This is a genomic window from Roseicyclus marinus, assembly GCF_036322625.1.
GTDB classification, from domain to species: Bacteria; Pseudomonadota; Alphaproteobacteria; order Rhodobacterales; family Rhodobacteraceae; genus Roseicyclus; species Roseicyclus marinus_A.
Genome location: NZ_AP027266.1, coordinates 3,428,948 through 3,453,997 on the forward strand (window position 1 = coordinate 3,428,948; position 25,050 = coordinate 3,453,997).

Genomic DNA, 25,050 nt, shown 5'->3' on the forward strand with positions numbered 1-25,050 from the left:
CCACCGCCGGTTCGGGAGGACCAGCACAAATGACCGACAGACCCCACACCCCCGTCCTCGACCGCGTCACCTATCCGGCGGATCTGCGCCGCCTGACCGATGCCGAACTCAAGCAATGCGCCGACGAACTGCGCGCCGAAACGATTTCGGCCGTGTCGGAAACCGGCGGGCACCTGGGATCGTCGCTGGGTGTGGTGGAACTGACCGTGGCGATCCATGCCGTCTTCAACACCCCCTATGACAAGCTCGTCTGGGATGTCGGCCACCAATGTTACCCGCACAAGATCGTCACTGGGCGGCGCGACCGCATCCGCACCCTGCGCCAAAAGGACGGGCTGTCGGGGTTCACCAAACGGGCCGAGTCCGACTACGACCCGTTTGGCGCGGCGCATTCTTCTACAAGTATTTCCGCGGCCCTGGGCTTTGCCATGGCGCGGGAAATGGGGCAGGCCACGGGCGATGCCATCGCCGTGATCGGCGACGGGTCGATCAGTGCCGGCATGGCCTATGAGGCACTGAACAACGCGGGCCATATCGGGCGGCGCCTTTTCGTCATCCTGAACGACAACGACATGTCGATCGCGCCACCAACGGGGGCCATGTCGAGCTACCTGGCCGGTCTTGCCAAGAATTCGCCGTTCGCCGCGCTCAAGGATATCGCCGATGGAGTCGCGGCCCATTTGCCCGAGCCGCTGCGGCAGGGGGCCGAACGCGCGCGGGAACTGGTCACGGGCCAACAGAAATCCGCAACCTTGTTCGAACATCTGGGCTTCACCTATATCGGGCCGGTCGATGGCCATGACATGGGCCAACTTCTTAACGTCTTGCGCAGCGCCAAGGCGCGGGCGACCGGGCCGGTTCTGATCCATGCCGTCACCGTCAAGGGCAAGGGCTATGCCCCCGCCGAACTGTCGGATGATTGCTATCACGGTGTGAACAAGTTCGATGTCGCGACCGGGGTGCAGAAGAAATCCACCCCCAACGCGCCCGCCTATACCAATGTCTTTGGCGAATGCCTGAAACGGCATGCCGAAACCGACAGCCGGGTGGTCGGCATCACGGCTGCCATGCCGGGTGGCACGGGGCTCAACATCCTGCAAAAGGCGATGCCGGGGCGGGTGTTCGACGTGGGCATCGCGGAACAGCACGCCGTGACCTTTGCCGCAGGCCTGGCCGCCGGGGGGATGCGCCCCTTTTGCGCGATCTATTCCAGCTTCCTGCAACGTGGCTACGACCAGGTCGTCCATGACGTGGCGCTGCAGAACCTGCCCGTGCGCTTCATGATCGACCGCGCAGGGCTGGTGGGGGCTGATGGCCCGACCCATGCCGGGGCTTTCGATATCGGTTTTCTTGCGGCACTGCCCAACATGACCGTCATGGCCTGCGCCGACGAGGCCGAGATGGTCCATATGATGGCCACCGCAACCGCCCATGACAGCGGCCCCATCGCGCTCCGCTATCCGCGCGGTGAGGGGACCGGCGTGCCGATGCCCGATGTGGGCGAGGTGCTGGAGATCGGCAAGGGCCGCATCCTGCAACAGGGGCGTGACGTGGCCATCCTGTCCTTTGGCGCCCATCTGGCCGAAGCGACGGATGCCGCCCGCGCGCTCGAGGCGCGGGGGTTGAGCGTGACCATCGCCGATGCCCGTTTCGCCAAGCCGCTCGATACCGCCTTGGTCGATCAGCTGATGGCGGGCCATTCTGCCGTGATCACGGTGGAACAGGGTGCCATGCTGGGCTTTGGCGCCATCGTGCTGCACCATCTGGCCGCAACGGGCCAGCTGGATCATGGCGCGGCGATCCGCACCCTGCACCTGCCCGACCGTTTCATCGATCAGGCAAGCCCCGCCGAGATGTACGAGGATGCGGGCCTGTCGGCGCAGCAAATCGCCGATGCCGCCCTGTCGGCGCTGGGCGTGGCCAGCCTGTCGGAAAAGGCCCGGGCCTAAGGATCAACCGGCCCCGTCGTAGACCACCATCACCTGCGGCGTGGTGCCATACCCAAAGACCCGGATCAGCAGGAACCGGGGCTGGCCCGACATCACGAAACCGGGGATGAACTCGAACCCGGGCGCGACCTGCCAGATCCGCGGGATCAGCGCGCGATTGGCGGCATCGCCGAAAACGGGGTCCCATTGATCCGCGCGATCCGGCCTGCCGAACCGGTGCAGGTTGGCGCGGTCCTGTTGCAGCATCGCGCCAAAATCACCCAGGGGCGCACCCGAGCTGTTCCGGAAATCACCGGGTCCGATGAGCGTGTAATATTCCGCGATCAGGCTCTGGGCCCGCGCCATGGGCGCAAACAGGCTCAGGCAGATCAGGACGATCCAGAAACGGGTCATGTGCGGGCTCCGCGAAAACCGGTGTCGATGCGGGGCGCAAGGTGACCCGGCTTGCGCGCAGGGTCCAGCCCGGATCTTCAGGCGCTTTGGAAAATCACCCCGGCGTGGTCGCGCAGATAAATCTGCAACCACGGTGTAAAGCCCGAGGGGCGATCGATCACCGCGCGCATCAGGTCCGGCAGGGGTTGCCAGATCGTATCCATCACCTCGTCGGGATTGGGCGTGGGTTCCTGCCCGGCAGGCATTTCGCCCACAAAGATATCCACAACCTCATGCTCGATCAGGCCGCCGCCCACATCGGCGCGATACTCGACGGTATCGCGGAAAACCAACGGAATTCCGGATATCCCAAGCTCTTGATCGAGCCGCCGCGTGGCGCAATCAAGGGCCGCTTCGCCCCAATGGGGATGGGTGCAGCAGGTATTTGCCCACAACCCAGGCGTGTGATATTTCCCCATCGCTCGCCTTTGCAGCAGCACTTTGTCCCCGCGCATCAAAAAGACGGAAATCGCCTTGTGCCGGATGCCCTTTTGATGGGCTTCCAGCTTTTCCACCGGGGTCAATGTGCCGTTCACCCAGGCCGGGATCATGTCGGTCATACGCGCGTCGGGGCCACCAGCCCCGTCAGATGGGCAAGGTTCTTGATACCGATCTTGATATGCGCAAGCGGACGCGCCTTGACCAGTTCCTTGTTCATATAGGCCTCAAAGGTCAGTCGCTGCACGTCGATGTCATGGCACAGGCTCACGAAGCGTTCGCGGCGTTCGTCCGATTTGTAATAGGCGTTCTGCATCGCGCCCAGCACCTTGAACACCGATTTGTGCTCCCGCATGAACAGCTTGCGCGCCAGTTGCAGGTCCTTGATCATCCCGGTCTGAAGCTTGGTCGCCGCCGCAATGGCGGCCACGCGGCCGCCGACCATGGCGTAATAGATCCCCTCGCCCGAAGACGGGGCCACGACGCCCGCCGCATCGCCCGCCAGCACGACATCACGCCCGTTGTCCCATTGATCCAGCGGCTTGAGCGGGATCGGCGCCCCCTCTTTCCGGATCGTCTTGCAATCGGCCAGACCCGATGCCTCACGCAGATCGGCGGTGGCCTGCTTCAGATCCACTTCCTTCAGGAAACTGCCCATTCCGATACTGGCCGATTTGCCATGCGGAAACACCCAGCCGTAGAAATCCGGGCTGATGCGCCCGTCATAGACCACGTCGCAGCGGTCGGGGTGATAATCGCCGCGCGGGCCGGGGGCCTCGACGATCTCGTGATAGGCGATCACGTAGGGGATCTTGTCGCCGTCCTTGATCTCGGTCCGGGCCACGTTCGACCGTGCGCCATCGGCCCCGATGACAAGCTTGGTGGTCAGTTGCCGATCCTCTCCGCTCGCCTTGTCGCGGTAATGCACATGGGTGCCGTCGTCGTCGCGGGTGATCTTGGTATAGGTTCCGGTGACGCGCACAGCGCCCGCCTCCTGCGCGCGGACCCGCAGGAATTCGTCGAAATGCTCGCGGTCGACCATGCCCACGAACCCGTTCTCGATCGGGATATCGACGCGGCGACCGGTGGGGGAAATCATCCGCGCGGTCGTGATCTTGGCGACCAGCTGTTCCTCGGGGATCTGAAAATCGCGGATCAGACGCGGCGGGATCGCGCCGCCACAGGGTTTGATCCGCCCCGCCCGGTCGATCAGCGCCACCTTGTGGCCAGAGCGCGCCAGATCTTCGGCAGCGGTGGCACCCGACGGGCCGCCTCCCACGACGACGACATCGTATTTCATGGTCATTCCCCCGGTACTGTCGCGCGGGACCCGGGCGACATGGATATCCTGCCCTCCATCACCCGCAGGGCCATCAGGGCCGAGGCGAGATAGAGAACGGCTTCGATCGAAAAGACGGTTCCAAAGGCGCTGGCGTCATCCATCATCAGGCGGGCGACATCGACCAGCGCCGCGCCTGTCAGTCCGCCAAAGCCTGCGGCGATGGCCTGCGCCGCGCCCCACAGGCCCATCCGCGTGCCTTCGCGCGCATCGCGGCCCTGGCCTGCCAGCGCCATCATGCTGCCGATGGCGGCCACCGCGAACATGCCGTTGAAAAAGCCCAAGCCGATGACGGCGGGCAACAGCGGTGCGGATGGCCCGATCTGGCCCAGCATCGACACCCCGATCAGCGCCGCCGCCGACCCGATGCAGCCCACCACCACCCAGGTCTTGAGCGTGAAGAGCCGTAGCGCCGTACCCGCGACGCCCACCACGACCATGCCGAGGAAGACGCCGCCATTCTGCGCCCCCGACAGCGTGGTCGATTGCCCCGGCGTGAAGCCGAAGACGAGGCCGGAATAGGGCTCGAGGATCAGTTCCTGCATGAAATACGCGGTCATGCTCAGGAAAACGAACAGCGTGAACATGCGCGCCTTGCGCTCGGCCCAGACCTCTCGCAGCCCTTCGAGGAAGGGGGCGCTGGGGCCTTCGGGCCGCGCGACGACGCGGCGCTCGATCCCCCTGACCGCAAGACAGGTAAGGACAAAGGCACCAAGGATGACGACGCCCACAACCTCCATCAGTCGCAGCGGCGTATAGGGGTCAAGGAATTGTCCCGACACGCCTGCCGTCATCGCGATGCCGAAAATCATCATCAGCCATGTGATCGTCGCTGCCGCCGGTCGCCGCTCGGGTGCTGTCGCCGTGGCCAAAAGCGCCAGGAGCGACGTACCCGAGGCCCCGACGCCGACCCCGATGGCCGCATAGGCGAGGATCGACACGACCAGGCCCAGCGTCGCCTGCATCTCCATCAGCACGACGCCCAAGGCCGCCGACAAACCGCCCAGCGCAAGGATCGCCATGCCACCGATGATCCAGCGTGTCCGTTTGCCGCCGGTGTCGGATTTGTAGCCCCATTGCGGGCGCGTGATCTGGATGCCGTAATGCAGCGCCACCAGCGCGCCCGGCAGAACGGCGGGCAGGGCAAGCTCTACCACCATCAGCCGGTTCAAGGTGGATGTCGTCAGCACCACGATGGCCCCAAGCGCCATCTGCACAAGGCCAAGGCGCATGATCTGGAGCCAGCTGAGCGTCACGGCCAAGCCTCCAGTGTGCGGACGGCAAAGGCCGTGACCATCATGCCCGACACATAAAGCGTGACGCCCACGCCATTGTACCAGGGTGCCTTTCCCTTTGGATCGCGCAAGAGAACCTGCATCGCATAGGCTTGGGCGATCAGGGAAACGGCGATGGCCAGCCCATGCACCGGGCGGTCCCAGACGAAGAAGAGCAGCCCGAACACGATCACCTGCGGCACGGCCATGACGATACAGGCCAGTTTCGCCGCCCGTTCCGGCCCCAGCGTGACGGGCAGGGAATTGACGCCCATCTGCCGGTCGCCTTCCAGCGCCTTGAAATCGTTGAGCGTCATGATGCCATGCGCGCCGATGCCATAAAGCAGCGCCACGATGACCACCGGCCAGCTAGGCGCGCCCATCGACAGGACGGCGGCGCCCGTGAACCACGGCAGGCTTTCATAGGACAGGCCGACCAGCCCCGGACCCCACCAACCCGACCGTTTCAGGCGGATCGGCTCGACCGAATAGGCCCAGGCCGCAGCGATGGCGACGAGCGTCGCGGCAAAGCCCCACGGCCCAAGCGCCAGGCCGACGACAGCTGCCAAGGCAGACATGGCGATGGCGATCCACAGACCCCAACGCCCCGGAATGCGCCCGGACGGGATCGGGCGATGCGGCTCGTTGATCGCATCGACATGCCGATCGCACCAATCATTCGCCGCCTGGCTCATGCCACAGACGATCGGCCCGGCAAGGATGACCCCAAGGATCACCGCCACCCAATGCCCGGCGGGCGAAGCCCCGGCTGAAACCGCGCCGCACAGATAAGCCCACATCGGGGGAAACCATGTGATCGGTTTCAGCAGCGTCAGGACCGCCCTCGGCTCGGGCAGGCTGCGGTTGGATGTCGGCGGGGTGAGGTCGGTCGTTACACTCATGAGTGTAAACATAGCCTGACAGTCCGCGAGTCGGCAAGTGTAAAGGAATGTAGACGCCCCGCAGCGCAGGCCGTTGATGGACGGATTATCCGGAAAGTCGCTCGCGGCTCAGTTGGCGCGATCGTTCTTGTTCAACAGGCCGTATTTGCGCAGCTTCACATAGAGCGATTGCCGCGACAGCCCCAGCATCTCGGCGGCTGCGACACGGTTGTTGTCAGTCAGTTCGACCGCTGTCTCGATGCACATCTTTTCGACCACATCCGTGGTTGCGGCCACGATATCCTTCAGCGGGGCCGATCCCACCAGGTCCATCACGTTGCGCATCGCGTCATCCGACACGGGCCCCGGCCCCGGAATGACCGAAGCCGAAGGATCGCGGACAACCTCCATCCGCGACGTATCCCGAATGACAAAGGCAAAGCCGGTAACGCCGCCGCTGTTGAGGTGTGTCGCCGACATCTCGACCGACAATTGCGAGCCAAAGGCCCCCTCAAGCCGGGTGGCATACATCCGCATCTTGCCCGCGCGCGTCGCGTTGTCGGTCAGCACTTTCAGGTCGACACTGCCGCGCGACAGGAACTCGGACAGGGACTTGCCCTTCACCTCGCCCGAGCTGCCAACGTCCGTCAGGTTCAGAAAGGCGTCGTTGACCGCACGGATCGTGCCGATGGCATCGGTGATGACGATGGCATCGGGGCCTTCGCGGAACAGCTGTGCCAGCGTGCTCGACAATTCGGCAGCCACCGTCTCGGCGCTCTGCGCGGTTTCGATCCGGCACAAGAGCGATTTGTCGCCCGCCGCGCGGAACACGATCGGATGGATCGCCACGTCCAGCTTGCCACGCCGCGTCTTGACCGGCACGGCACCGCTTGAATCGTCGGTGGCGGCCAGAACCAGCCCTTCGATGAATTCGCCCCTCCGGCGGCCGTCGAATTCCTGGGTAAAGGCGCTGCCGGTCAGCGCATCGGCATCCGCGCCCAGAACCTGCGCCGCCGCCGCGTTCAGATCGACGATCCGCCCCGAGGCGACATCGACCAGAACCAGCGCATCGCGCGATGCCTCCATGATGACCCGGTAGCGCGTTTCGTAGTCGCGATGGGTCTCGTAATCCTTTTCCAGCGCCAGCTGCGCCTTGACCAGCCGGTGCTGCAGTTCCGCGATCGGGCGCAGATCGCGACCCAGCATCAGGATGATGTCGGGATTGCCGGTATTGTGCAGCGTGTAACGGATCGGGAATTCCCAATTCGCGTTATCGTAATGGTTGACCTCGATGGCATCGACCACGCCCTTCTTGCCCGCACGATAGGCTTCCAGCTGGGTCTCCAGCTTGGACAGGCTGTCCTCGGCCATGAATTCGCGGATGTCGCGGTCTTTCCAGTGGTCCAGCCGCCCCAGCGTCGGGTTCAGCGGATTGACGATCACGGATTTCACCGTGCCTTGCGTATCCAGCACGATGGCGAGGTCCGCTGCGGTCGTGACGATCTCGTTGAACTGCTCCGGCCCGATGGCCGGAGCGGACGGCTGACCCAGAAAATCCGATCCGCGCGTGTTCATGCGATCCATGCCCCTACCGCCGTTCCTGTCGGGTGCCGACATTCCCGGACGTTTCAAGTGACGGGGCCTCCCACCCCGCGTCTACCAGTCCGCATTTCCGCAACGCCGTTCCCGCGTCGCGCGCGGTGTGGTCTGCTCCGGTAATGGCGAGAACATCGACGTCCCGGTCAAGAATGGAACCACCGATAAATATGGGCGTCGCTCGCGCTACGGTAACGCGGATTATGTCCACCAATTCCCTTGCCGATGCAAGCGTCCTGCGCCCTGATGCGGTGATCCCGATCATGGCATAGCGGCGCTTGCGCAACCGCTCCGCGATCTGGCGCGGATGCTGGTCCATCGCGATATCGACGCGAAAGCCCATGCGCCGCCACTGGTCGGCCAGAACAAAGGCCCCCAGCGTATGATGTTCGGGCCGCGGAATGATCAGCAACAAAAGCGGCGCGGTCTCCTGGATCTTCTGGCGGCTCTTGTCATGCCAGCCCAACGCGCGCACCGCCTCCTGCAGGCGGGCGGTTCCGATGGTCACATCCGCAAAGCTGATGTCATCCCCGGCCCAGCGCTCGCCCATCAGGCGCGCAACCGCCGGAATGATGTGGTCGATGATGTCATCCGTCGACACGCCATCTTGCCTGAGCCGCAAGAGCATGTCGTGGCGCTGTTGCTCGTCGGCGGAAACGAAGGCGTCGAACAGCTGCTCGAGCCGCCGCGCCAAGCCGTCGTTGCGCCCGCTGCCATTGGCCGCCAGCACGGCGATCGCGCGGCGCGCCAGAAGCCGCACCTCGGCGCCGTCGGTCGCCAGGCTCGTCGTCGCCTTGTTATGCGCGTCGTCTTTCATGTGATGCCACCGCTTGCGCCCCCCTCCGACGTCTTTCTATGGCCATGCGTCGGTCGGGCAGCAATTGGCCTGCGCAACTGTCGCGCAAACCGGCCTTCCTGTCAAAGTAAATTGACAGCAGGCGGTCTTCAAGGGCCAGTCGGCGCTTTCCAACTTCCGACAAGCCAAAATTTCTTGGGAATTTCGGGGCGAAACGCCACCGTTTCCAACCATGACTGTCTTTGCAGGTGTCCATTTGATGTGTAAGTTTTAGTTGACACTCTCCCGCTGTGGGGGCTAGTTTTTCCCTATCGCCCAGAGGAATCGACATTCGCATGACCAGCGAAACCCTGACATCTTCTCCGTCACGGCAACTTTACACCGCCGAGGAGCGCGCCAGACGCGACGCGACGATATGGACGACCGTCCAGGGCGTTCTCGCGCCGGTTCAATTCCTCGTCTTTCTTGTTTCATTGGCCCTGGTGATCCGTTTCATGCTCACCGGCGCAGGCTATGACGCCGCGACTTGGTCGATCATCGCCAAGACGGCCGTGCTGCTCACGATCATGGTCACCGGTGCGATCTGGGAAAAGGTCGTCTTCGGCCAGTATCTCTTTGCCCATGCCTTCTTCTGGGAGGATGTGGTCAGCTTTCTCGTGATCGCGCTGCACCTGACCTATGTCTGGGCGCTTGTCGCGGGCTGGCCCCATGCCGATCAGATGTGGATCGCGCTCGCCGCTTACACGGCCTACGTGATCAATGCGGCGCAGTTCGTCTGGAAACTGCGCATGGCGCGCCTCGACGCGGAGGGCCGCCTGTGAACCGACCCGCCAACATCCCCGCCAGCACCTGCCGCGATGCCCCGATCCTAAAGGAACGCGGCCAGCGCGAAGTCTTTTGCGGGCTGACCGGCATCATCTGGCTGCACCGCAAGATGCAGGATGCCTTCTTCCTCGTCGTGGGCTCGCGCACTTGCGCGCATCTCCTGCAATCGGCGGCCGGTGTGATGATCTTTGCCGAACCCCGTTTCGGCACCGCGATCCTCGAGGAAACGGATCTTGCGGGTCTGGCAGATGCCAATGACGAACTGGACCGAGAGGTCGCGCGCCTCTTGTCGCGTCGTCCCGACATCAAGCAGCTCTTTCTCGTCGGCTCCTGCCCGTCCGAGGTGATAAAGCTCGACCTCGCCCGCGCCGCAGAGCGTCTGACGAAAGAACACGCCCCCCATGTGCGCGTGTTGAACTATTCCGGCAGCGGGATCGAAACGACCTTCACCCAGGGGGAGGATGCTTGCCTCGCCTCCATGGTCCCGGTCCTTCCCGCGACCCAGGCCCGCGAATTGCTGCTCGTCGGCGCGCTCCCCGATGTGGTCGAGGATCAGGCCGTCGATCTTCTGACCAAGATGGGCATCGGCCCGATCCATGTCCTGCCCGCCCCGCGCAGCGCCGATGCGCCCGGCGTCGGCCCGAACACGGTCTTTGCCTGCCTCCAGCCGTTCCTTGGCGATACGGCGGCGGCCCTCGAACGGCGCGGCGCGCGCATGATCCAGGCACCCTTCCCCTTCGGCGAAGAGGGCACGACGCTTTGGCTCAAGGCCATTGCGGATGAATTCGGTGTCGACGACGCGACCTTCGAGGCCGTGACGGCGGCCCCCCGTGCCCGCGCGCGGACAGCCATCGCCAATGCCTCCGAACATCTGCGCGGCAAGTCGATCTTCTTCCTCCCCGACAGCCAGCTCGAAATTCCGCTCGCGCGCTTTCTGACACGGGAATGCGGGATGGAGGCGGTCGAGATCGGCCAGCCCTTCATCCACAAGGGTCTTGTCGGCCCCGACATGGATCTGATCCCGGCCGGCCCCACCATTTCCGAAGGCCAGGATGTCGAGAAACAACTCGACCGCGTGCGCGCCGCCCGCCCCGATCTGACCGTCTGCGGCCTCGGCCTTGCCAACCCGCTCGAGGCCGAGGGGCTGACGACGAAATGGGCGATCGAACTCGTCTTCACGCCGGTCCATTTCTACGATCAGGCCGGTGACCTGGCGGGTCTCTTCAGCCGCCCGCTGCGCCGCCGTGCCCTCCTGAAACTGGAGGAGCGCGCGTGAAACTCACCGTCTGGACATACGAAGGTCCGCCGCATGTCGGCGCGATGCGCGTCGCCACCGCGATGAAGGGTCTGCATTACGTGCTCCACGCCCCGCAGGGCGACACATATGCCGACCTTTTGTTCACCATGATCGAACGGCGCAACCATCGCCCGCCGGTCAGCTACACCACCTTCGAAGGGCGCGATCTGGGCGAAGATACGGCGGGCCTGTTCAAGACGGCCTGCCAGGACGCCTATGACCGCTTCAAGCCGCAGGCGCTGATCGTGGGCGCATCCTGCACCGCCGAATTGATCCAGGACGATCCGGGCGGGCTGGCGGAAACCATGGCTCTTCCGGTGCCCGTCATCGCCCTTGAACTGCCCAGCTACCAGCGCAAGGAAAACTTCGGCACGGACGAGACCTTCTACCAACTCGTCAAGGCGCTGGCCGGTCCCGTCGAAAAGACGCCCCATGTCACCGCGAACCTTATCGGCCCCCTGGCCTTGGGTTTCCGCCATCGCGACGACATCGAAGAGGTCAAGGCGCTCCTCGAAGAGATGGGGATCGGCATCAATGTCGTGGCCCCCTTCGACGCGACGCCCCATGACCTCACCCGGCTGGGCGCGGCCCACATCAACATCCTGATGTATCCCGAACATGCCGAAACGGCGGCCCGCCACATGGAACGGGTGCTTGGCATTCCCTTCACGAAAACCGTGCCCATCGGGGTGGGCGCCACCCATGATTTTGTCGCCGAAGTGGCCCGGATCTGCGGTGTAGAGCCGAAAAAGGACCTGGGCCGCCTGCGCCAGCCCTGGTGGTCGAAATCGGTCGACTCGACCTATCTGACCGGCAAGCGCGTCTTCCTGTTCGGTGACGCGACCCATGTCCAGACCGCCGCCCGCATCGCGCGGGACGAGATGGGGTTCGAGGTGGTGGGCCTTGGCTGCTACAACCGTGAATTCGCGCGGCCGATCCGGGCTTTGGCCAAGGAATTCGGTCTCGAGGCGCTGATCACCGACGATTACCTCGAGGTCGAGAAAGCCATCGAGGATGCCGCCCCCGAGATGATCCTCGGCACCCAGATGGAGCGGCATATCGGCAAGCGCCTTGGCATTCCCTGCGCCGTGATTTCTGCCCCCGTCCATGTGCAGGATTTCCCGGCGCGCTATTCCCCCCAGATGGGCTGGGAAGGGGCAAATGTCATCTTCGACACCTGGATCCATCCGCTGGTCATGGGGCTGGAGGAACATCTTCTGTCGATGTTCCGCGAGGATTTCGAGTTTCACGACGAAGCCGGCGCCAGCCATCACGGTGGGCATGCGCCGCGCGCGTCGCAGGGGGGCCAGCCCCCGTCAGCGAAGCTGACTCCCCCCGGAGTATTTCGGAAGCAAAGACGGATGCGCCCGCGCCGGTGGAAACCGGCAGCGACGTCATGGTCTGGCTCGCCGATGCCGAGCGTGAGCTGAAAAAGATTCCGTTCTTCGTGCGCGGCAAGGCCAAGCGCAACACCGAGAAATTCGCCGCCGAACGGGGCGTGACCCAGATCAGCGTCGATACGCTCTACGAGGCCAAGGCCCATTATGCGCGGTGACGGCGATCATATCCCCGGCTACCGGGTCGTGATCGTCACGCTCGACAGCCATGCGGCTGGCCCTGCGGCGCGGGTGAGCGCGCGGCTTGCAGACGAGTTTCCGGGGCTGAACGTCTCTGTCCATGCGGCCGCCGAATGGGCCGAGAACCCGGCGGCACTCGAAGAGGCGCGGATCGCCGTGCGCCATGGCGACATCATCGTCGCCAATCTCTTGTTCATCGAGGAACATATCACCGCGATCCTGCCCGATCTGCAGGCCCGCCGCGATGCCTGTGACGCGATGATCGGCGTGATTTCCGCGCGCGAGGTCGTCCAGCTGACCCGGATGGGCGATCTGGACATGATGAAGCCCGCGACCGGGCCGATGAAGCTGTTGAAAAAGCTGCGCGGGTCCAAGGAACCGTCGGCAAATTCCGGCGAAAAGCAGATGAAACTGCTGCGCCGCCTGCCCAAGATCCTGAAATTCATTCCCGGCAAGGCGCAGGATCTGCGCGCCTGGTTCCTGACCATGCAGTATTGGCTGGGTGGGTCGGACGACAATGTCGAACAGATGGTGCGTTTCCTGATCGGAAGCTACGCGACCGATCGCGCGTTCAAGGGCGCCAAGGCCGCGGCTCCCATCGATTACCCCGAGGTGGGGCTTTATCACCCCGATCTGCCCGGTCATCGCATCACCACCGATGCCGCCGCCCTGCCGCAGCCGGAAAACCCGGTCGCGACCGTGGGGCTTTTGATGATGCGCAGCTACGTGCTGGCCTCCGATACGGCGCATTACGACGGAGTCATCCGGCGGATGCAGGCGGCGGGAATGGCCGTGATCCCTGCCTTTGCCGGCGGTCTCGACGGGCGTCCGGCCATTGATGCCTATTTCACCGGCGGACGCATCGACGCGCTGGTCTCTCTCACGGGGTTCAGCCTGATTGGCGGACCCGCCTACAATGACAGCGCGGCCGCGGTCGAGGTGCTGAAGGGGCTGGATCTGCCCTACATCGCTGCCCATGCGCTGGAATTCCAGACGCTGGGCCAATGGGCCGAATCGGGTGGCGGTCTGGGGCCGGTCGAAACCACCATGCTGGTCGCCCTGCCCGAGATCGACGGCGCGACCAACCCGACCATTTTCGGCGGTCGCCACGGGGCCGAAGGTTGCCACGGCTGTTCCAACAATTGCCCCCGCACCTCCGACACCAAGGCGATGGCGCCCTGTCTCGAACGCATCGACAGCCTTGTCGAAAAGACCCGTCGCATGGCGCTGTTGCGGCGCAAGGCGAATGCCGAGAAAAAGGTGGGGATCGTGCTTTTCGGCTTCCCGCCCAATGCGGGCGCGATCGGCACCGCCGCCTATCTCAGCGTCTTCGAGAGCCTGTTCAACACGCTCACGAGGATGAAGGCCGATGGCTACGCGGTCGAGGTTCCGGAAAGCGTCGATGCCCTGCGCGCCGCGATCCTGCAGGGAAATGCCAAGCAATACGGGCAGGAAGCGAATGTCGCGGCCCATGTCGATGCCGACACGATCGTCCGCCACACGCCCCCCTTGAAGGCGATCGAGGCGGTCTGGGGCCCCGCACCCGGCAAGGTGCAATCCGATGGGCGCGGTGTTTTCATCCTGGGCCAGCAGTTCGGCAATGTCTTCGTGGGTGTCCAGCCGACCTTCGGCTACGAGGGCGACCCGATGCGCCTGTTGTTCGAGCGCGGCTTTGCCCCCACCCATGCCTTTACCCAGTTCTATCTCTGGCTGCGCAACACCTACCGGGCCGATGTGCTCTTGCATTTCGGGATGCATGGCGCGCTGGAATTCATGCCGGGCAAGCAGGCGGGGCTTGGCGCGCGCGACTGGCCCGACCGGCTGATCGGCGAGGTGCCGAATGTCTATCTTTACGCCTCCAACAACCCGTCCGAGGCGACGCTGGCCAAGCGCCGCTCCAACGCGGTGACGATCACGCATCTGACGCCGCCCTTGGCCTCAGCTGGTCTTTACAAGGGTCTGTCCGAGCTCAAGGACAGCCTGACGCGCTGGCGGTCGCTTGCCCCTGATGCACATGAACGCGATGACCTCGCCACCCTCATCGCCACCCAGGCCGAGGCCGTAGACCTGGTCGAACGCGATCCCGACAGGCTCTGGCTGACGCTGCTGGAAACCGAGGATGCGCTGATCCCCGACGGGCTGCATGTCGTGGGCCGCCCGATGGCCGAGGCCGAATTGCAGGAACACCTGCGCGTCATGGCCGAGACCGACCCCGACACCCGCAAGCGGATCGAACATCTGTTGCGGCAGGAAACGGAATTGACCGGCCTGATGCGCGCGCTGTCGGGCCATTACATCGAACCCGTGCCGGGCGGCGACCTGATCCGCTCGCCCGAGGTTCTGCCCACCGGGCGCAACATCCATGCCTTCGACCCGTTCCGCATGCCCACGGCCTTTGCGCTTCAGGATGGCGCGAAACAGGCGCAGCGCCTGATCGATGCAGCCGGCGAGATGCCGCGCTCGGTCGCGCTGGTGCTCTGGGGATCGGACAACATCAAATCCGATGGCGGCCCGATTTCGCAGGCGCTCGCCCTGATGGGAGCAAAGCCGCGCTTCGACGGCTATGGGCGGCTGTGCGGGGCCGATCTGATCCCCCTGGCGGAACTTGGCCGCCCGCGCATCGACGTGGTGATGACGCTGTCGGGCATCTTCCGCGATCTGCTCCCCTTGCAGACCCGGATGCTGGCCGAAGCCGCCTTCAAGGCCGCGACCGCCGATGAACCGACCGACATGAATTTCATTCGCGCCCATGCGCTCGACTATGCCGCCCAGATGGGTGTGGCCATGCAGGAAGCGGCCCTACGCGTCTTTTCCAATGCCGAAGGGGCATATGGCTCGAACGTCAACGCCCTGGTCGATAGCGGCGCTTGGGGTGAAGAGGACGAACTGGCCGACGCCTACCAGGCGCGGAAATCCTTTGCCTATGGCATGGACGGCAAGGCGCACAAGAACGCAGGCCTGCTTCAGGCCGCGCTGAAAGATGTCGATCTGGCCTATCAGAACCTTGAATCGGTCGAATTGGGCGTCACCACGGTCGATCATTATTTCGACACCCTGGGCGGCATCTCCCGCGCGGTGAAACGCGCCAAGGGCGGGGTCGAGGCGCCGGTGTTCATCGGCGACCAGACCCGGGGCGAGGGCAAGGTCCGCACGCTCAAGGAACAGGTGGCGCTGGAAACACGCTCGCGCAGCCTGAACCCCAAGTGGTTCGAAGGGCTCTTGAAACACGGCCACGAAGGCGTGCGCCAGATCGAGGCGCAGGTGACCAACACGATGGGTTGGTCGGCCACGACCGGCCAGGTGGACCCTTGGGTCTACCAGCGCCTGACCGAAACCTTCGTCCTCGACGAAGACATGCGCCGCCGTCTGGCTGCGCTGAACCCGCAGGCATCCGCCCGCATGGCGAACCGCCTGATCGAGGCGTTCGAACGGAATTACTGGCAACCCGATGAGGCCACTTTGGCCGCGCTTCAGGCTGGCGCGGACGAGCTCGAGGATACGCTCGAGGGTCTCAACGTGGCGGCCGAATAGGGAAGGACCGAGATTATGCTGGACGAACGACAGCCCCCCGCCGCCCGCGCCAACATGCGCGAGGCCGCAGGTCTGGCCAAACGCGATCTTGGCGCACCCCCCGTCCTGAAAAAGGGCGAGGATGGCGAAGGCTCGCTTCAGGTCCATCTCGATCCCGAGATGAAGATCGAAGGCGCGCAGGTCTTTGCCGTCTACGGCAAGGGCGGGATCGGGAAATCCACCACCTCGTCGAACCTGTCCGCTGCTTTCTCGAAGCTCGGGAAAAAGGTGCTCCAGATTGGCTGCGATCCCAAGCATGACAGCACCTTCACCCTGACCGGCCACCTTCAGCCGACGGTCATCGACATCCTGAAAGAGGTCGATTTCCATGCCGAGGAACTCCGCCCCGAGGATTTCGTGACCACGGGGTACAACGGCGTCATGTGCATCGAGGCCGGTGGCCCGCCCGCCGGCACCGGCTGCGGCGGTTATGTCGTGGGCCAGACGGTCAAGCTTCTGAAACAGCACCACCTGCTGGAAGACACCGATGTCGTGATCTTCGACGTTCTGGGCGACGTGGTCTGCGGCGGCTTTGCCGCCCCTCTGCAGCATGCCGACCGCGCGGTGATCGTCACGGCCAATGATTTCGACAGCATCTACGCGATGAACCGCATCATCGCCGCCGTGCAGGCCAAGTCGAAAAACTACAACGTGCGGCTCGCAGGCTGTATCGCCAACCGCTCGAAAGCCACCGACGAGGTGGATCGCTACTGCGCCGAGGTCGGCTTCAACCGCATCGCGCACATGCCCGATGTGGATGCGATCCGCCGCTCGCGGCTCAAGAAAAAGACCCTGTTCGAAATGCCCGACGACGAGGACATCGTGCAGTGCCGCGCCGAATACATCCGCTTGGCACAGACCCTGTGGGCCGGGACAGAGCCGCTTTCGCCCTCGCCGCTGGAAGACCGCCACATCTTTGAATTGCTGGGGTTCGATTGATGGTCGCAACGCCGACATACGGCGCCACGCGCGACCGGGTCGAAGAATACTTCGACCGCACCGCCACGAAAACGTGGGAGCGGTTGACCTCTGATGCGCCCGTGTCCGGCATCCGCCAGACCGTGCGTGAAGGGCGGGACAGGATGAGGGCGATCATGCTGTCCTGCCTGCCTTCCGATCTGACCGGCAAGCGTGTGCTCGATGCCGGATGCGGCACCGGTGCCATGACCGAGGAATTGGCCCGCCGCGGGGCCGAGGTCGTGGCCATCGACATCTCTCCCGCGCTGGTCGAGATCGCGGCCAAGCGCCTGCCCGAGGGGTTGGCCCCGCAGGTCACCTTTACCTCCGGCGACATGTTGTCGACCGAACTGGGGTCCTTCGACCACGTGATGGCGATGGATTCGATGATCTATTACGAGGCCCCCGATCTGGGCCGCGCGCTGGCGCATCTGTGCCCGCGCGTGTCGGACAGCATCGTCTTCACCGTGGCCCCGCGCACGGCCTTCCTCATGGCCTTCTGGGGCCTGGGCAAGCTCTTCCCCCGCTCGGACCGCTCGCCCACGATGATCCCGCACAACCCCCGCCGCCTGTCGCATGAAGCGACCCGTAACGGCGCAACAGGATCGATTTCCGAGATCGAGCGCGTCAGCCGCGGCTTCTACATCTCGACATGTCTGGAGTATCGGACATGAGCCTGCTCAAGCGCATCTCGATCCGCTACATGCCGTTCGCCGATGCCGCGTCCGACGACTTCCCGTTGTCGCAGCTCCTGCGCCTGTCGCTGTTCCAGGTCTCCGTCGGCATGGCCGCCGTCCTGCTGCTCGGCACGCTCAACCGCGTGATGATCGTCGAGCTTCAGGTGCCCGCCTTCCTCGTCGCCTCCATGGTCGCGCTGCCCGTGCTGATCGCGCCCTTCCGCGCGCTTCTGGGGTTCAAGTCCGACACCTACAAATCGGCCATCGGCTGGAAACGCATTCCCTATCTTTGGTTCGGCACGCTCTGGCAATTCGGCGGCCTCGCCATCATGCCCGCCGCCCTTCTGGTGTTGGGCGGCGATGTCACGCAGGTGCGCTACGACATCCCCTTCGCCGGTGAGGCGCTCGCCGGCATCGCCTTCCTGATGACGGGTCTGGGGATGCACATGACCCAGACGGCGGGTCTGGCCCTTGCCGCCGACCGCGCGACCGATGAAACGCGCCCCCGCGTCGTGGCGCTCCTTTACGTGATGCTGCTGGTGGGCATGGCCGTATCCTCGATCGTGATCGGCTGGTTCCTGCAGGAATTCACGCCCATCGAATTGATCCAGGTCGTGCAGGCCACCGCCGTCGTTACCGTCGTCCTCAACGTCATCGCGCTCTGGAAACAGGAACGCGTGCAGCCCATGACCCGCGCCCAGCGCGCGGCAGCCGATGACCCCAGCTTCGCCGATGCCTGGGCCGATTACGCCGCGGGCGGAACCGCCGGGCGGCTTCTGGCGGTCGTGTTCCTCGGGACCATCGCCTTCAACATGCAAGACGTGCTGCTCGAACCCTATGGCGGCGAGATCCTGGGCCTGTCGGTGTCTTCCACCACGCTTCTGACCGCGACATGGGCCACCGGTGCGCTGGTCGGTTTCGCGCTGGCCGCGAAATGGCTCTCCTCCGGGATCAACCCCTACCGCATGGGCGCGCGCGGCATCCTTGCCGGTCTTGCCGCCTTTTCCGCCGTGATCTTCGCCAATCCCTGGGGCTCTGCGCCGCTGTTCTTTGCCGGGGCCGCGCTGATCGGGTTCGGTGGCGGGCTCTTCTCTGTCGCCACGCTGACGGCGGCCATGACCATGCCTGCGGGCAAGGCGGGCCGAGGCCTCGCGCTGGGCGCATGGGGCGCCGCGCAGGCCACGGCGGCGGGCCTGTCCACCGCCATCGGCGGCGGCATCCGCGACCTTGTGAATACCGCCGCGACCCAGGGGCATCTGGGCGCTGCCCTCGACAATCCGGCGACCGGCTACTCGGTCGTCTACCACGTCGAGATCCTGTTCCTTTTCATCACGCTGGTGGCTCTCGGGCCGCTGGTGCGCACCGCAACGACCGACATGAGGGAAGGGGGGGCCGGCAAGATCGGGCTCGCCGACCTGCCCACCTGAAACCGCCGAGACCAAGAGGATACATCCAATGGAAAACGCATTCTTCGGCAACTTCGATCTCGCCAGCCTCTCGATCTGGCTGTTCTGGATCTTCTTCGCCCTGCTGATCTACTACCTGCAGACCGAGAACATGCGCGAAGGCTACCCGCTCGAGAACGAGGACGGGACCGCCGCGCCCAACCAGGGCCCCTTCCCGGTTCCCGATCCCAAGACCTTCAAACTGATGCATGGTAGGGGCGAGGTCACCGTGCCCTCGCCCGAGAACGAGGCCGCGCATCGCCGCGCCGACCTGCCGCTGACCAAGGCCGCGCATAACGCCAGCAACGGCTATCCCTACGAGCCCGTGGGCGATGCGATGCTGGCCGGTGTCGGATCGGGGGCCTGGACCCCGCGCCGCGACGTGCCCGAGCTTGACGGCCACGGCCATGCCAAGATCGTGCCGATGGGCCAGACCGACAGCTTCCGCGTCTCGGCCGGCAGCGATCCGCGCGGCATGCCTGTTGTCGCGGGCGACGGTGCCGTGGTCGGCACGATCAGCGACATGTGGGTCGACGCGCCCGAACAGCTGGTCCGCTACCTCGAGATCGAACTCGATGCGGATCATGGTGGCGGCACGCGCCTTGTGCCTATCCATTTCTGCCGGATCTGGGGCGGCAAGGTGAAGATCAACGCGATCTACGGAAAGCATTTCGCCGCTGTTCCCCTCACCAAGTCGTCCACCCAGATCACCCTGCTCGAGGAAGAGAAGATCTCCGCCTACTACGGAGCAGGCATCCTCTACGCGTCGCAAGACCGGATCGATCCGCTCCTGTGACCCCAAGACCCGGCGCGCGGCCAGACCCCGTGCGCCGGTCCTACCGACCGACCGAGGAAGGAGAAACGACCGATGCCGCATGATCACGACGATTTCGCCGTCGAACCCGTCCGGGGTCTCCCCGAGGCGCTGCCCGAAGGCGAACACATCCTCTGGCAGGGTCAACCTGCCTGGTGGCCGCTTCTGACCGAAAGCCTCAGCTTCTGGTGGGTTGCGGGCTATTTCACCTTCCTCTTCGCCTGGCGCACCGTTGCCGGTGCCGCCACCGAAACCTGGGCCGATGCCGCGACCGCTGCATCGTTCTTTCTGGTTCTCGGGCTGATCGTCTGCGCGCTTTTGCTGGTCGTCGCCGTGATGCAGGCCAAGGCGACGGTCTACACCATCACCAACCGTCGCGTCGCCATGCGCATCGGGGCGGCGCTGACGATGACCCTTAACCTTCCTTTCCGAAAGATTGCCAATGCGTCGCTCGGGCTGCGCAAGGATGGGCATGGCTCCATCGCGCTGGAGCTGATGGAAGATGACGGCGCGCGGCTCTCCTACATCATGACATGGCCGCATGTCCGCCCGTGGAAGATGAAGCACACGCAACCCGCGCTGCGCTGCATCCCCGACGCGCGCAAGGTCGCAGCCATCCTGTCCGAAGCGGCCGAAACCGCCGTTTCCGAGCCTGTCATCGAACGCGTTCCGGCCGCCCGGCCGGTCGCTGCGGAGTAAGCGCCATGCCCACATTCACCCGCAGCTACACCAAGGCCGAACAGAAGCTTGTCGAACGTGACAAGGAAATGGTCCCCACGATCCTCGTGCGGGCCATGTTCGCGCTGTGCATCTCGGTCCTGATCATCGTGGCCTATGCCCGTCTCACCGACCGCCCGCTCGAGGCGATGCCGCCCAGCGAGGCCGAGGTGCCCGTGGTGCAGGAACGGATCATCCGCATTTTCGGCCAGATGGACGGGTCCGCCCGCGTTCTGGATGTCGACGGGTCCCTGATCGCCGATCTGGGCCCCACCGAAGGCGGCTTTGTCGCCGGGATCTACCGCGTGCTGGAACGCGAACGGGGGGCCGTCGGCCTGTCCCCGTCCGAGCCCATCCGGTTGGTGCGTTTTTCAGACGGACGCATCGGGCTTCGGGATGACCTGACCGACTTCCGGGCAGAATTGTTCGGGTTCGGGGCAAGCAACGAGGCGGTCTTTGCCCGCCTGCTGGAGGAATGACCCATGGGATGGCTCACGAAAGACTTTGAAACCGCGCCCTGCGAAGTGGAGGTCAGCCACTGCTTCGACAGCCTGCATGCGCATGTGAAATTCCTGAACGGGGCGGTGATCAACCCCGGTGACGAGGTTCAGGTTCAGGGCCCGCCCGTCATGGCGCCCTATGGCGAGGTCGTGCGCGAACAGCGCATCGCCCGCATCGCCCGCGCCAGCAAGCTCGAACAGCTCTGGACGCGCATGACCGGCGATTTCGAGTTCATGGAACTCTGTGAATTTTCCTTCAGCGAGGAGGTCACGCTATGAAAGACCTGACCCATTCCGCCGACGCCGCCACCGTCGAAGAGGCGCTGGCCGCCGACAACCATCAGGGCGTGGTCGACAGCGAGGGTGCGACCGCCCTTGCCATGCAGAACACGCTCTTGACCCCGCGCTTCTACACGACCGATTTCGACGAGATGGACGCCATCGATGTCTCGGGCGTGCGCGAAGACTGGGACAAGCTGATCGACCAGATGAAAAGCGACCCCAACAAGGGCCATTTCAAAAAGAACGAAGACTGGGATCATATCGATTGGGACGGCATGGAGCCCAAGCTCAAGGCCGAATTCATCGATTTCCTCGTCTCCTCCTGCACCGCCGAGTTTTCGGGCTGCGTTCTCTACAAGGAGATGAAGCGGCGCGGCAACAACGAGGATATCGTGACGCTGTTCCAGCTCATGGCGCGCGACGAGGCGCGGCATGCGGGCTTCATCAACGATGCCCTGCGCGAGGCGGGGATCGCCGTGAACCTCGGCTTTCTGACTCAAAAGAAGAAATACACCTATTTCCGGCCCAAGTTCATCTACTACGCCACCTACCTGTCGGAAAAGATCGGCTACGCCCGCTACATCACCATCTACCGCCACCTCGAGGCGAACCCCGAGCATCGGTTCCACCCGATCTTCAAGTGGTTCAAGGAATGGTGCAACGACGAGTTCAGCCACGGCGAAGCCTTCGCGCTTCTGATGAAGACCGATCCGAAACTGACCTCCGGCGTCAACGTGCTGTGGATCAAGTTCTTCCTGACCGCCGTCTATGCCACGATGTATGTCCGCGACCACCAGCGGCCCGCCTTCCACAAGGCGCTGGGCGTCGACCCCGATTGGTATGCGCACGAGGTCTTCACCAAGACCTCGACGATCTCGAAACAGGTCTTTCCGATCACGCTCGATATCGACCATCCGCGCTGGCAAAAGGGGCTCGAGGCGCTGCAGCGCGCCAATGTCGATCTGGCTGACGCGAAAAAGACCGGGAATGTCTTCAAGCGGGTGTCGGCCTCGACGCGGGCGGCGATCGCCTTTGTCGGGCTCTTCACCATCCCGGCGGTCAAGCATCAGGTTCCTGTCTCCACCCGGCTGGAGCCCGCCTATTGATGCTCACCTCGCCCTGGATCGCCGCCCTTGTGGCCCTGTTTCTCTGGTGGTTCTCCACCGGGGCGATCCTGATGACCGTGCGCCGTGTCGATCACGAAGGCGCCAAGGCGCGGCTTTGGGCCGTGCTTTGGAACCTGCCCTTCCTGATCCTTGGGGGCTTCGGCTTTCTCGACACGCTCGGCAACGGGTCGATCATGGGTGTCTATGTCGCCTTCCTGTCGGCGCTGGCGCTCTGGGGCTGGATCGAACTGGCGTTCCTGACCGGTGTGATCACCGGCCCGGTGCGCCAACCCCTGCGCGCGGGCGTGCCCGAATGGGAACGTTTCATCCGCGCCTGGGGCACCATCGCCTATCACGAGATGCTCCTGGCCTTCACGCTTCTGGCGATGATCGTGGCCAGCTACGGCGCGGAAAACAGCTTTGGCATTTGGACCTTTGCCCTGCTCTTTGCCGCCCGCATCTCGGCCAAGCTCAACCTTTACCTCGGGGTCCGCAAGATCAACGTGGAATTCATCCCCGAACACCTGAACCACCTGCCCAGCCATTTCCGAATCGCGCGGATGAACTGGCTCTTTCCGCTTTCCATCACGGGCCTCAGCTTTGCGGTCGCCTGTTTCCTTGAACGCGTCTGGTTCGCCGAGGCTCAGGCCGATGTCATCGGTTTCGCCCTTCTCGGCGCGCTGGCCGCGCTCGCCCTGCTGGAACACTGGTTCATGGTGCTCCCGCTTCCCGATCAGAAACTTTGGCGCTGGATGCTCCCCGAGCCGCCCGCGCCCAATACCCAAGCCATGAAGACAAGCGAGGATGTACGATGAACTTCGACAAGCTGTTCCAAGCCCAGCTCGATCAACTCAAGCAGGAGGGGAACTACCGCATCTTCGCCGAACTGCAACGCCAGTGCGGGAATTTCCCCCGCGTGAAAAACCATTCCCACGGCCAGGACGAAGTCACCGTCTGGTGCTCGAATGATTACCTCGGCATGGGCCATCACCCCAAGGTGATCGAGGCGATGATCGAGACGGTCGAGGAATGCGGCACCGGTGCGGGCGGCACCCGCAACATCTCGGGCAACGCCTGGCACCACCGCCAGCTCGAAGCGGAACTGGCCGATCTTCATGGCAAGGAAGCGGCGCTTCTGTTCACCTCCGGCTATGTCTCCAACTGGGCCGCGCTGTCGACGCTTGGGTCGCGCCTGCCCAATGCGGTGATCTTGTCCGACGAACTCAACCACGCCTCCATGATCGAGGGCATCCGCCACGCGCGCTGCCAAAAGGTCATCTGGAAACACAACGACCCCGAGGATCTGGACCGCAAGCTTGCGGCGCTGCCCGCCAACGCGACCAAGATCGTGGCCTTCGAATCCGTCTATTCCATGGATGGCGACATCGCGCCGATCCGCGAAATCGTCGAAGTGGCCGAGAAACACGGCGCCATGACCTATATCGACGAGGTTCATGCCGTGGGCATGTATGGCCCGCGCGGCGGCGGTGTTGCCGAACGTGAAGGGCTGATGGACCGCATCACCCTGATCGAGGGGACGCTGGGCAAGGCCTATGGCGTCGTCGGCGGCTACATCACCGGCAGCCATGCCCTTGTCGATTTCATCCGCAGCTTCGCCAGCGGTTTCATCTTCACCACCGCCCTGCCGCCCGCCGTGGCCGCGGCCGCCACCGCCTCGATCCGGCATCTCAAGGAAAGCTCCTATGAGCGTGACCTGCAAAAGCGGCAGGTTGCCCGCCTGCGCGCCCGGCTCGACGCCGAGGGCATCCCGCATGAGCGCAACCCCTCCCACATCATTCCCGTGATGGTGAAGGACCCGGTGAAATGCCGGATGCTTGCGGACATCCTGATGGACCAGTTCGGCATCTACGTGCAGCCGATCAATTATCCCACCGTCCCCAAGGGAACCGAACGCCTGCGCTTCACGCCCGGCCCGCTCCATACCGACGAGGACATCGAATACCTCGTGATGGCGCTCAAGACCCTTTGGAAACAATGCGCAATCGCGCATGCCGTGGCATAAATCCGTCAAAAAGCACTGGACCCCGGCGGAAATGACATAGTTATGTGCGCCGGGACCAATCTGAAGGGAGATACCCCATGAGTCGCAAATTCGTGCTCGCTGCGGCGGCAACGCTCCTCTCCGCGCCGATGGCATTCGCGCAGGACGCAACCGGCGACGCTGCAGCCGGCGAAGCCGCTTTCCGCCAGTGCGTGGCCTGCCACGTCGTCCAGAACGACGCAGGCGAAACGCTGGCTGGCCGCAACGCCCGCACCGGCCCGAACCTTTATGGCATCGCAGGCGAAGCCTGGGCCACCGGCGATGATTTCCGCTGGTCGCCGGGCATGCAGGCTCTGAACGCAGCCGGCGTGATCATCGACGAGGAAAGCTTCGTCGCCTATGTGCAGGATCCCACCGGCTACATCCGCGAAGCCACCGGCGACAACGGCGCGCGGGGTGCGATGGCCTTCCGCGTCCGCTCCGAGGAAGACGCCCGCAACCTCTACGCCTATCTCGTGTCGCTCGCGGCAGAGTGAGCGAACCCAAACTGACGGCATGACATCGGACAAGGGCACC

22 protein-coding genes and 1 pseudogene are annotated in these 25,050 nt (G+C 64.3%); 16 read left to right on the forward strand and 7 right to left on the reverse strand.

Annotated elements, in window-relative coordinates:
* The first annotated feature begins 29 nt into the window (after nt 1-29).
* A complete protein-coding gene (gene dxs / locus AABA51_RS16525; RefSeq protein WP_338273198.1) occupies nt 30-1,949 on the forward strand; it encodes a 1-deoxy-D-xylulose-5-phosphate synthase in 1,920 nt (639 codons plus the stop codon).
* Between the two features lie 3 nt (nt 1,950-1,952).
* Here the strand turns inward: dxs and AABA51_RS16530 are convergent, their stop codons facing one another.
* The 7 genes from AABA51_RS16530 to AABA51_RS16560 form a co-directional block, all read right to left on the reverse strand.
* Nucleotides 1,953-2,342: a hypothetical protein gene (locus AABA51_RS16530; protein ID WP_338273199.1), complete on the reverse strand. Its 390-nt coding sequence runs from the start codon at nt 2,340-2,342 to the stop codon at nt 1,953-1,955.
* 77 nt (nt 2,343-2,419) lie between these two features.
* On the reverse strand, nt 2,420-2,941 hold the full coding sequence (idi, locus tag AABA51_RS16535; protein WP_338273200.1) for an isopentenyl-diphosphate Delta-isomerase: 522 nt from the start codon (nt 2,939-2,941) through the stop codon (nt 2,420-2,422).
* Nucleotides 2,938-4,119, reverse strand: coding sequence for a geranylgeranyl diphosphate reductase (locus AABA51_RS16540; RefSeq protein WP_338273201.1), 1,182 nt, complete (start codon nt 4,117-4,119; stop codon nt 2,938-2,940). The genes idi and AABA51_RS16540 overlap by 4 nt, the downstream gene beginning before the upstream one ends.
* A gap of 2 nt (nt 4,120-4,121) precedes the next feature.
* On the reverse strand, nt 4,122-5,414 hold the full coding sequence (locus AABA51_RS16545; protein ID WP_338273202.1) for a BCD family MFS transporter: 1,293 nt from the start codon (nt 5,412-5,414) through the stop codon (nt 4,122-4,124).
* Nucleotides 5,411-6,334, reverse strand: a complete 924-nt coding sequence (gene chlG / locus AABA51_RS16550; protein WP_338273203.1) for a chlorophyll synthase ChlG — start codon at nt 6,332-6,334, stop codon at nt 5,411-5,413. Before chlG ends, AABA51_RS16545 begins: the two co-directional genes overlap by 4 nt.
* Nucleotides 6,335-6,442: 108 nt before the next feature.
* Nucleotides 6,443-7,888, reverse strand: coding sequence for a transcriptional regulator PpsR (gene ppsR / locus AABA51_RS16555; RefSeq protein WP_425328849.1), 1,446 nt, complete (start codon nt 7,886-7,888; stop codon nt 6,443-6,445).
* A 13-nt stretch (nt 7,889-7,901) separates the two neighbouring features.
* Nucleotides 7,902-8,726: a cobalamin B12-binding domain-containing protein gene (locus tag AABA51_RS16560; RefSeq protein WP_338273205.1), complete on the reverse strand. Its 825-nt coding sequence runs from the start codon at nt 8,724-8,726 to the stop codon at nt 7,902-7,904.
* 314 nt (nt 8,727-9,040) lie between these two features.
* On the opposite strand from AABA51_RS16560, the gene bchF reads away from it, so the two are divergent.
* The 15 genes and pseudogenes from bchF (at nt 9,041) to AABA51_RS16635 (ending at nt 25,010) form a co-directional block, all read left to right on the forward strand.
* Nucleotides 9,041-9,526, forward strand: a complete 486-nt coding sequence (gene bchF / locus AABA51_RS16565; RefSeq protein ID WP_338273206.1) for a 2-vinyl bacteriochlorophyllide hydratase — start codon at nt 9,041-9,043, stop codon at nt 9,524-9,526.
* A complete protein-coding gene (locus AABA51_RS16570) occupies nt 9,523-10,806 on the forward strand; it encodes a ferredoxin:protochlorophyllide reductase (ATP-dependent) subunit N (protein ID WP_338273207.1) in 1,284 nt (427 codons plus the stop codon). Before bchF ends, AABA51_RS16570 begins: the two co-directional genes overlap by 4 nt.
* Nucleotides 10,803-12,382, forward strand: a pseudogene (bchB, locus tag AABA51_RS16575) (ferredoxin:protochlorophyllide reductase (ATP-dependent) subunit B). The gene AABA51_RS16570 and the pseudogene bchB overlap by 4 nt, the downstream one beginning before the upstream one ends.
* Nucleotides 12,372-15,935 carry a magnesium chelatase subunit H gene (locus AABA51_RS16580; RefSeq protein WP_338273208.1) on the forward strand — a complete coding sequence of 1,188 codons (3,564 nt, stop codon included), beginning with the start codon at nt 12,372-12,374 and terminating at the stop codon, nt 15,933-15,935. Before bchB ends, AABA51_RS16580 begins: the two are co-directional and overlap by 11 nt.
* 54 nt (nt 15,936-15,989) lie before the next feature.
* Nucleotides 15,990-16,913, forward strand: coding sequence for a ferredoxin:protochlorophyllide reductase (ATP-dependent) iron-sulfur ATP-binding protein (gene bchL / locus AABA51_RS16585; protein ID WP_338276658.1), 924 nt, complete (start codon nt 15,990-15,992; stop codon nt 16,911-16,913).
* Nucleotides 16,913-17,605, forward strand: coding sequence for a magnesium protoporphyrin IX methyltransferase (gene bchM, locus AABA51_RS16590; RefSeq protein WP_338273209.1), 693 nt, complete (start codon nt 16,913-16,915; stop codon nt 17,603-17,605). The genes bchL and bchM overlap by 1 nt, the downstream gene beginning before the upstream one ends.
* Entirely contained in the window at nt 17,602-19,035 is a 1,434-nt protein-coding gene (locus AABA51_RS16595) for an MFS transporter (RefSeq protein ID WP_338273210.1), read from the forward strand. The genes bchM and AABA51_RS16595 overlap by 4 nt, the downstream gene beginning before the upstream one ends.
* Nucleotides 19,036-19,063: 28 nt before the next feature.
* Nucleotides 19,064-19,849, forward strand: coding sequence for a photosynthetic reaction center subunit H (puhA, locus tag AABA51_RS16600; protein WP_338273211.1), 786 nt, complete (start codon nt 19,064-19,066; stop codon nt 19,847-19,849).
* Between the two features lie 72 nt (nt 19,850-19,921).
* Nucleotides 19,922-20,566: a photosynthetic complex putative assembly protein PuhB gene (gene puhB / locus AABA51_RS16605; RefSeq protein ID WP_338273212.1), complete on the forward strand. Its 645-nt coding sequence runs from the start codon at nt 19,922-19,924 to the stop codon at nt 20,564-20,566.
* Nucleotides 20,567-20,571: 5 nt separating this feature from the next.
* Nucleotides 20,572-21,063, forward strand: a complete 492-nt coding sequence (gene puhC / locus AABA51_RS16610; RefSeq protein WP_338273213.1) for a photosynthetic complex assembly protein PuhC — start codon at nt 20,572-20,574, stop codon at nt 21,061-21,063.
* Nucleotides 21,064-21,066: 3 nt separating this feature from the next.
* Complete coding sequence (locus AABA51_RS16615) at nt 21,067-21,363, forward strand: hypothetical protein (RefSeq protein ID WP_338273214.1); 297 nt, start codon at nt 21,067-21,069, stop codon at nt 21,361-21,363.
* Nucleotides 21,360-22,472, forward strand: a complete 1,113-nt coding sequence (acsF, locus tag AABA51_RS16620; protein WP_338273215.1) for a magnesium-protoporphyrin IX monomethyl ester (oxidative) cyclase — start codon at nt 21,360-21,362, stop codon at nt 22,470-22,472. Before AABA51_RS16615 ends, acsF begins: the two co-directional genes overlap by 4 nt.
* Nucleotides 22,472-23,287: a putative photosynthetic complex assembly protein PuhE gene (puhE, locus tag AABA51_RS16625; RefSeq protein ID WP_338273216.1), complete on the forward strand. Its 816-nt coding sequence runs from the start codon at nt 22,472-22,474 to the stop codon at nt 23,285-23,287. The genes acsF and puhE overlap by 1 nt, the downstream gene beginning before the upstream one ends.
* On the forward strand, nt 23,284-24,495 hold the full coding sequence (hemA, locus tag AABA51_RS16630) for a 5-aminolevulinate synthase (RefSeq protein ID WP_338273217.1): 1,212 nt from the start codon (nt 23,284-23,286) through the stop codon (nt 24,493-24,495). Before puhE ends, hemA begins: the two co-directional genes overlap by 4 nt.
* A 77-nt stretch (nt 24,496-24,572) precedes the next feature.
* Nucleotides 24,573-25,010 (forward strand): c-type cytochrome, encoded by a 438-nt coding sequence (locus tag AABA51_RS16635; protein ID WP_338273218.1) that lies wholly within the window; start codon nt 24,573-24,575, stop codon nt 25,008-25,010.
* Nucleotides 25,011-25,050: the final 40 nt, after the last annotated feature.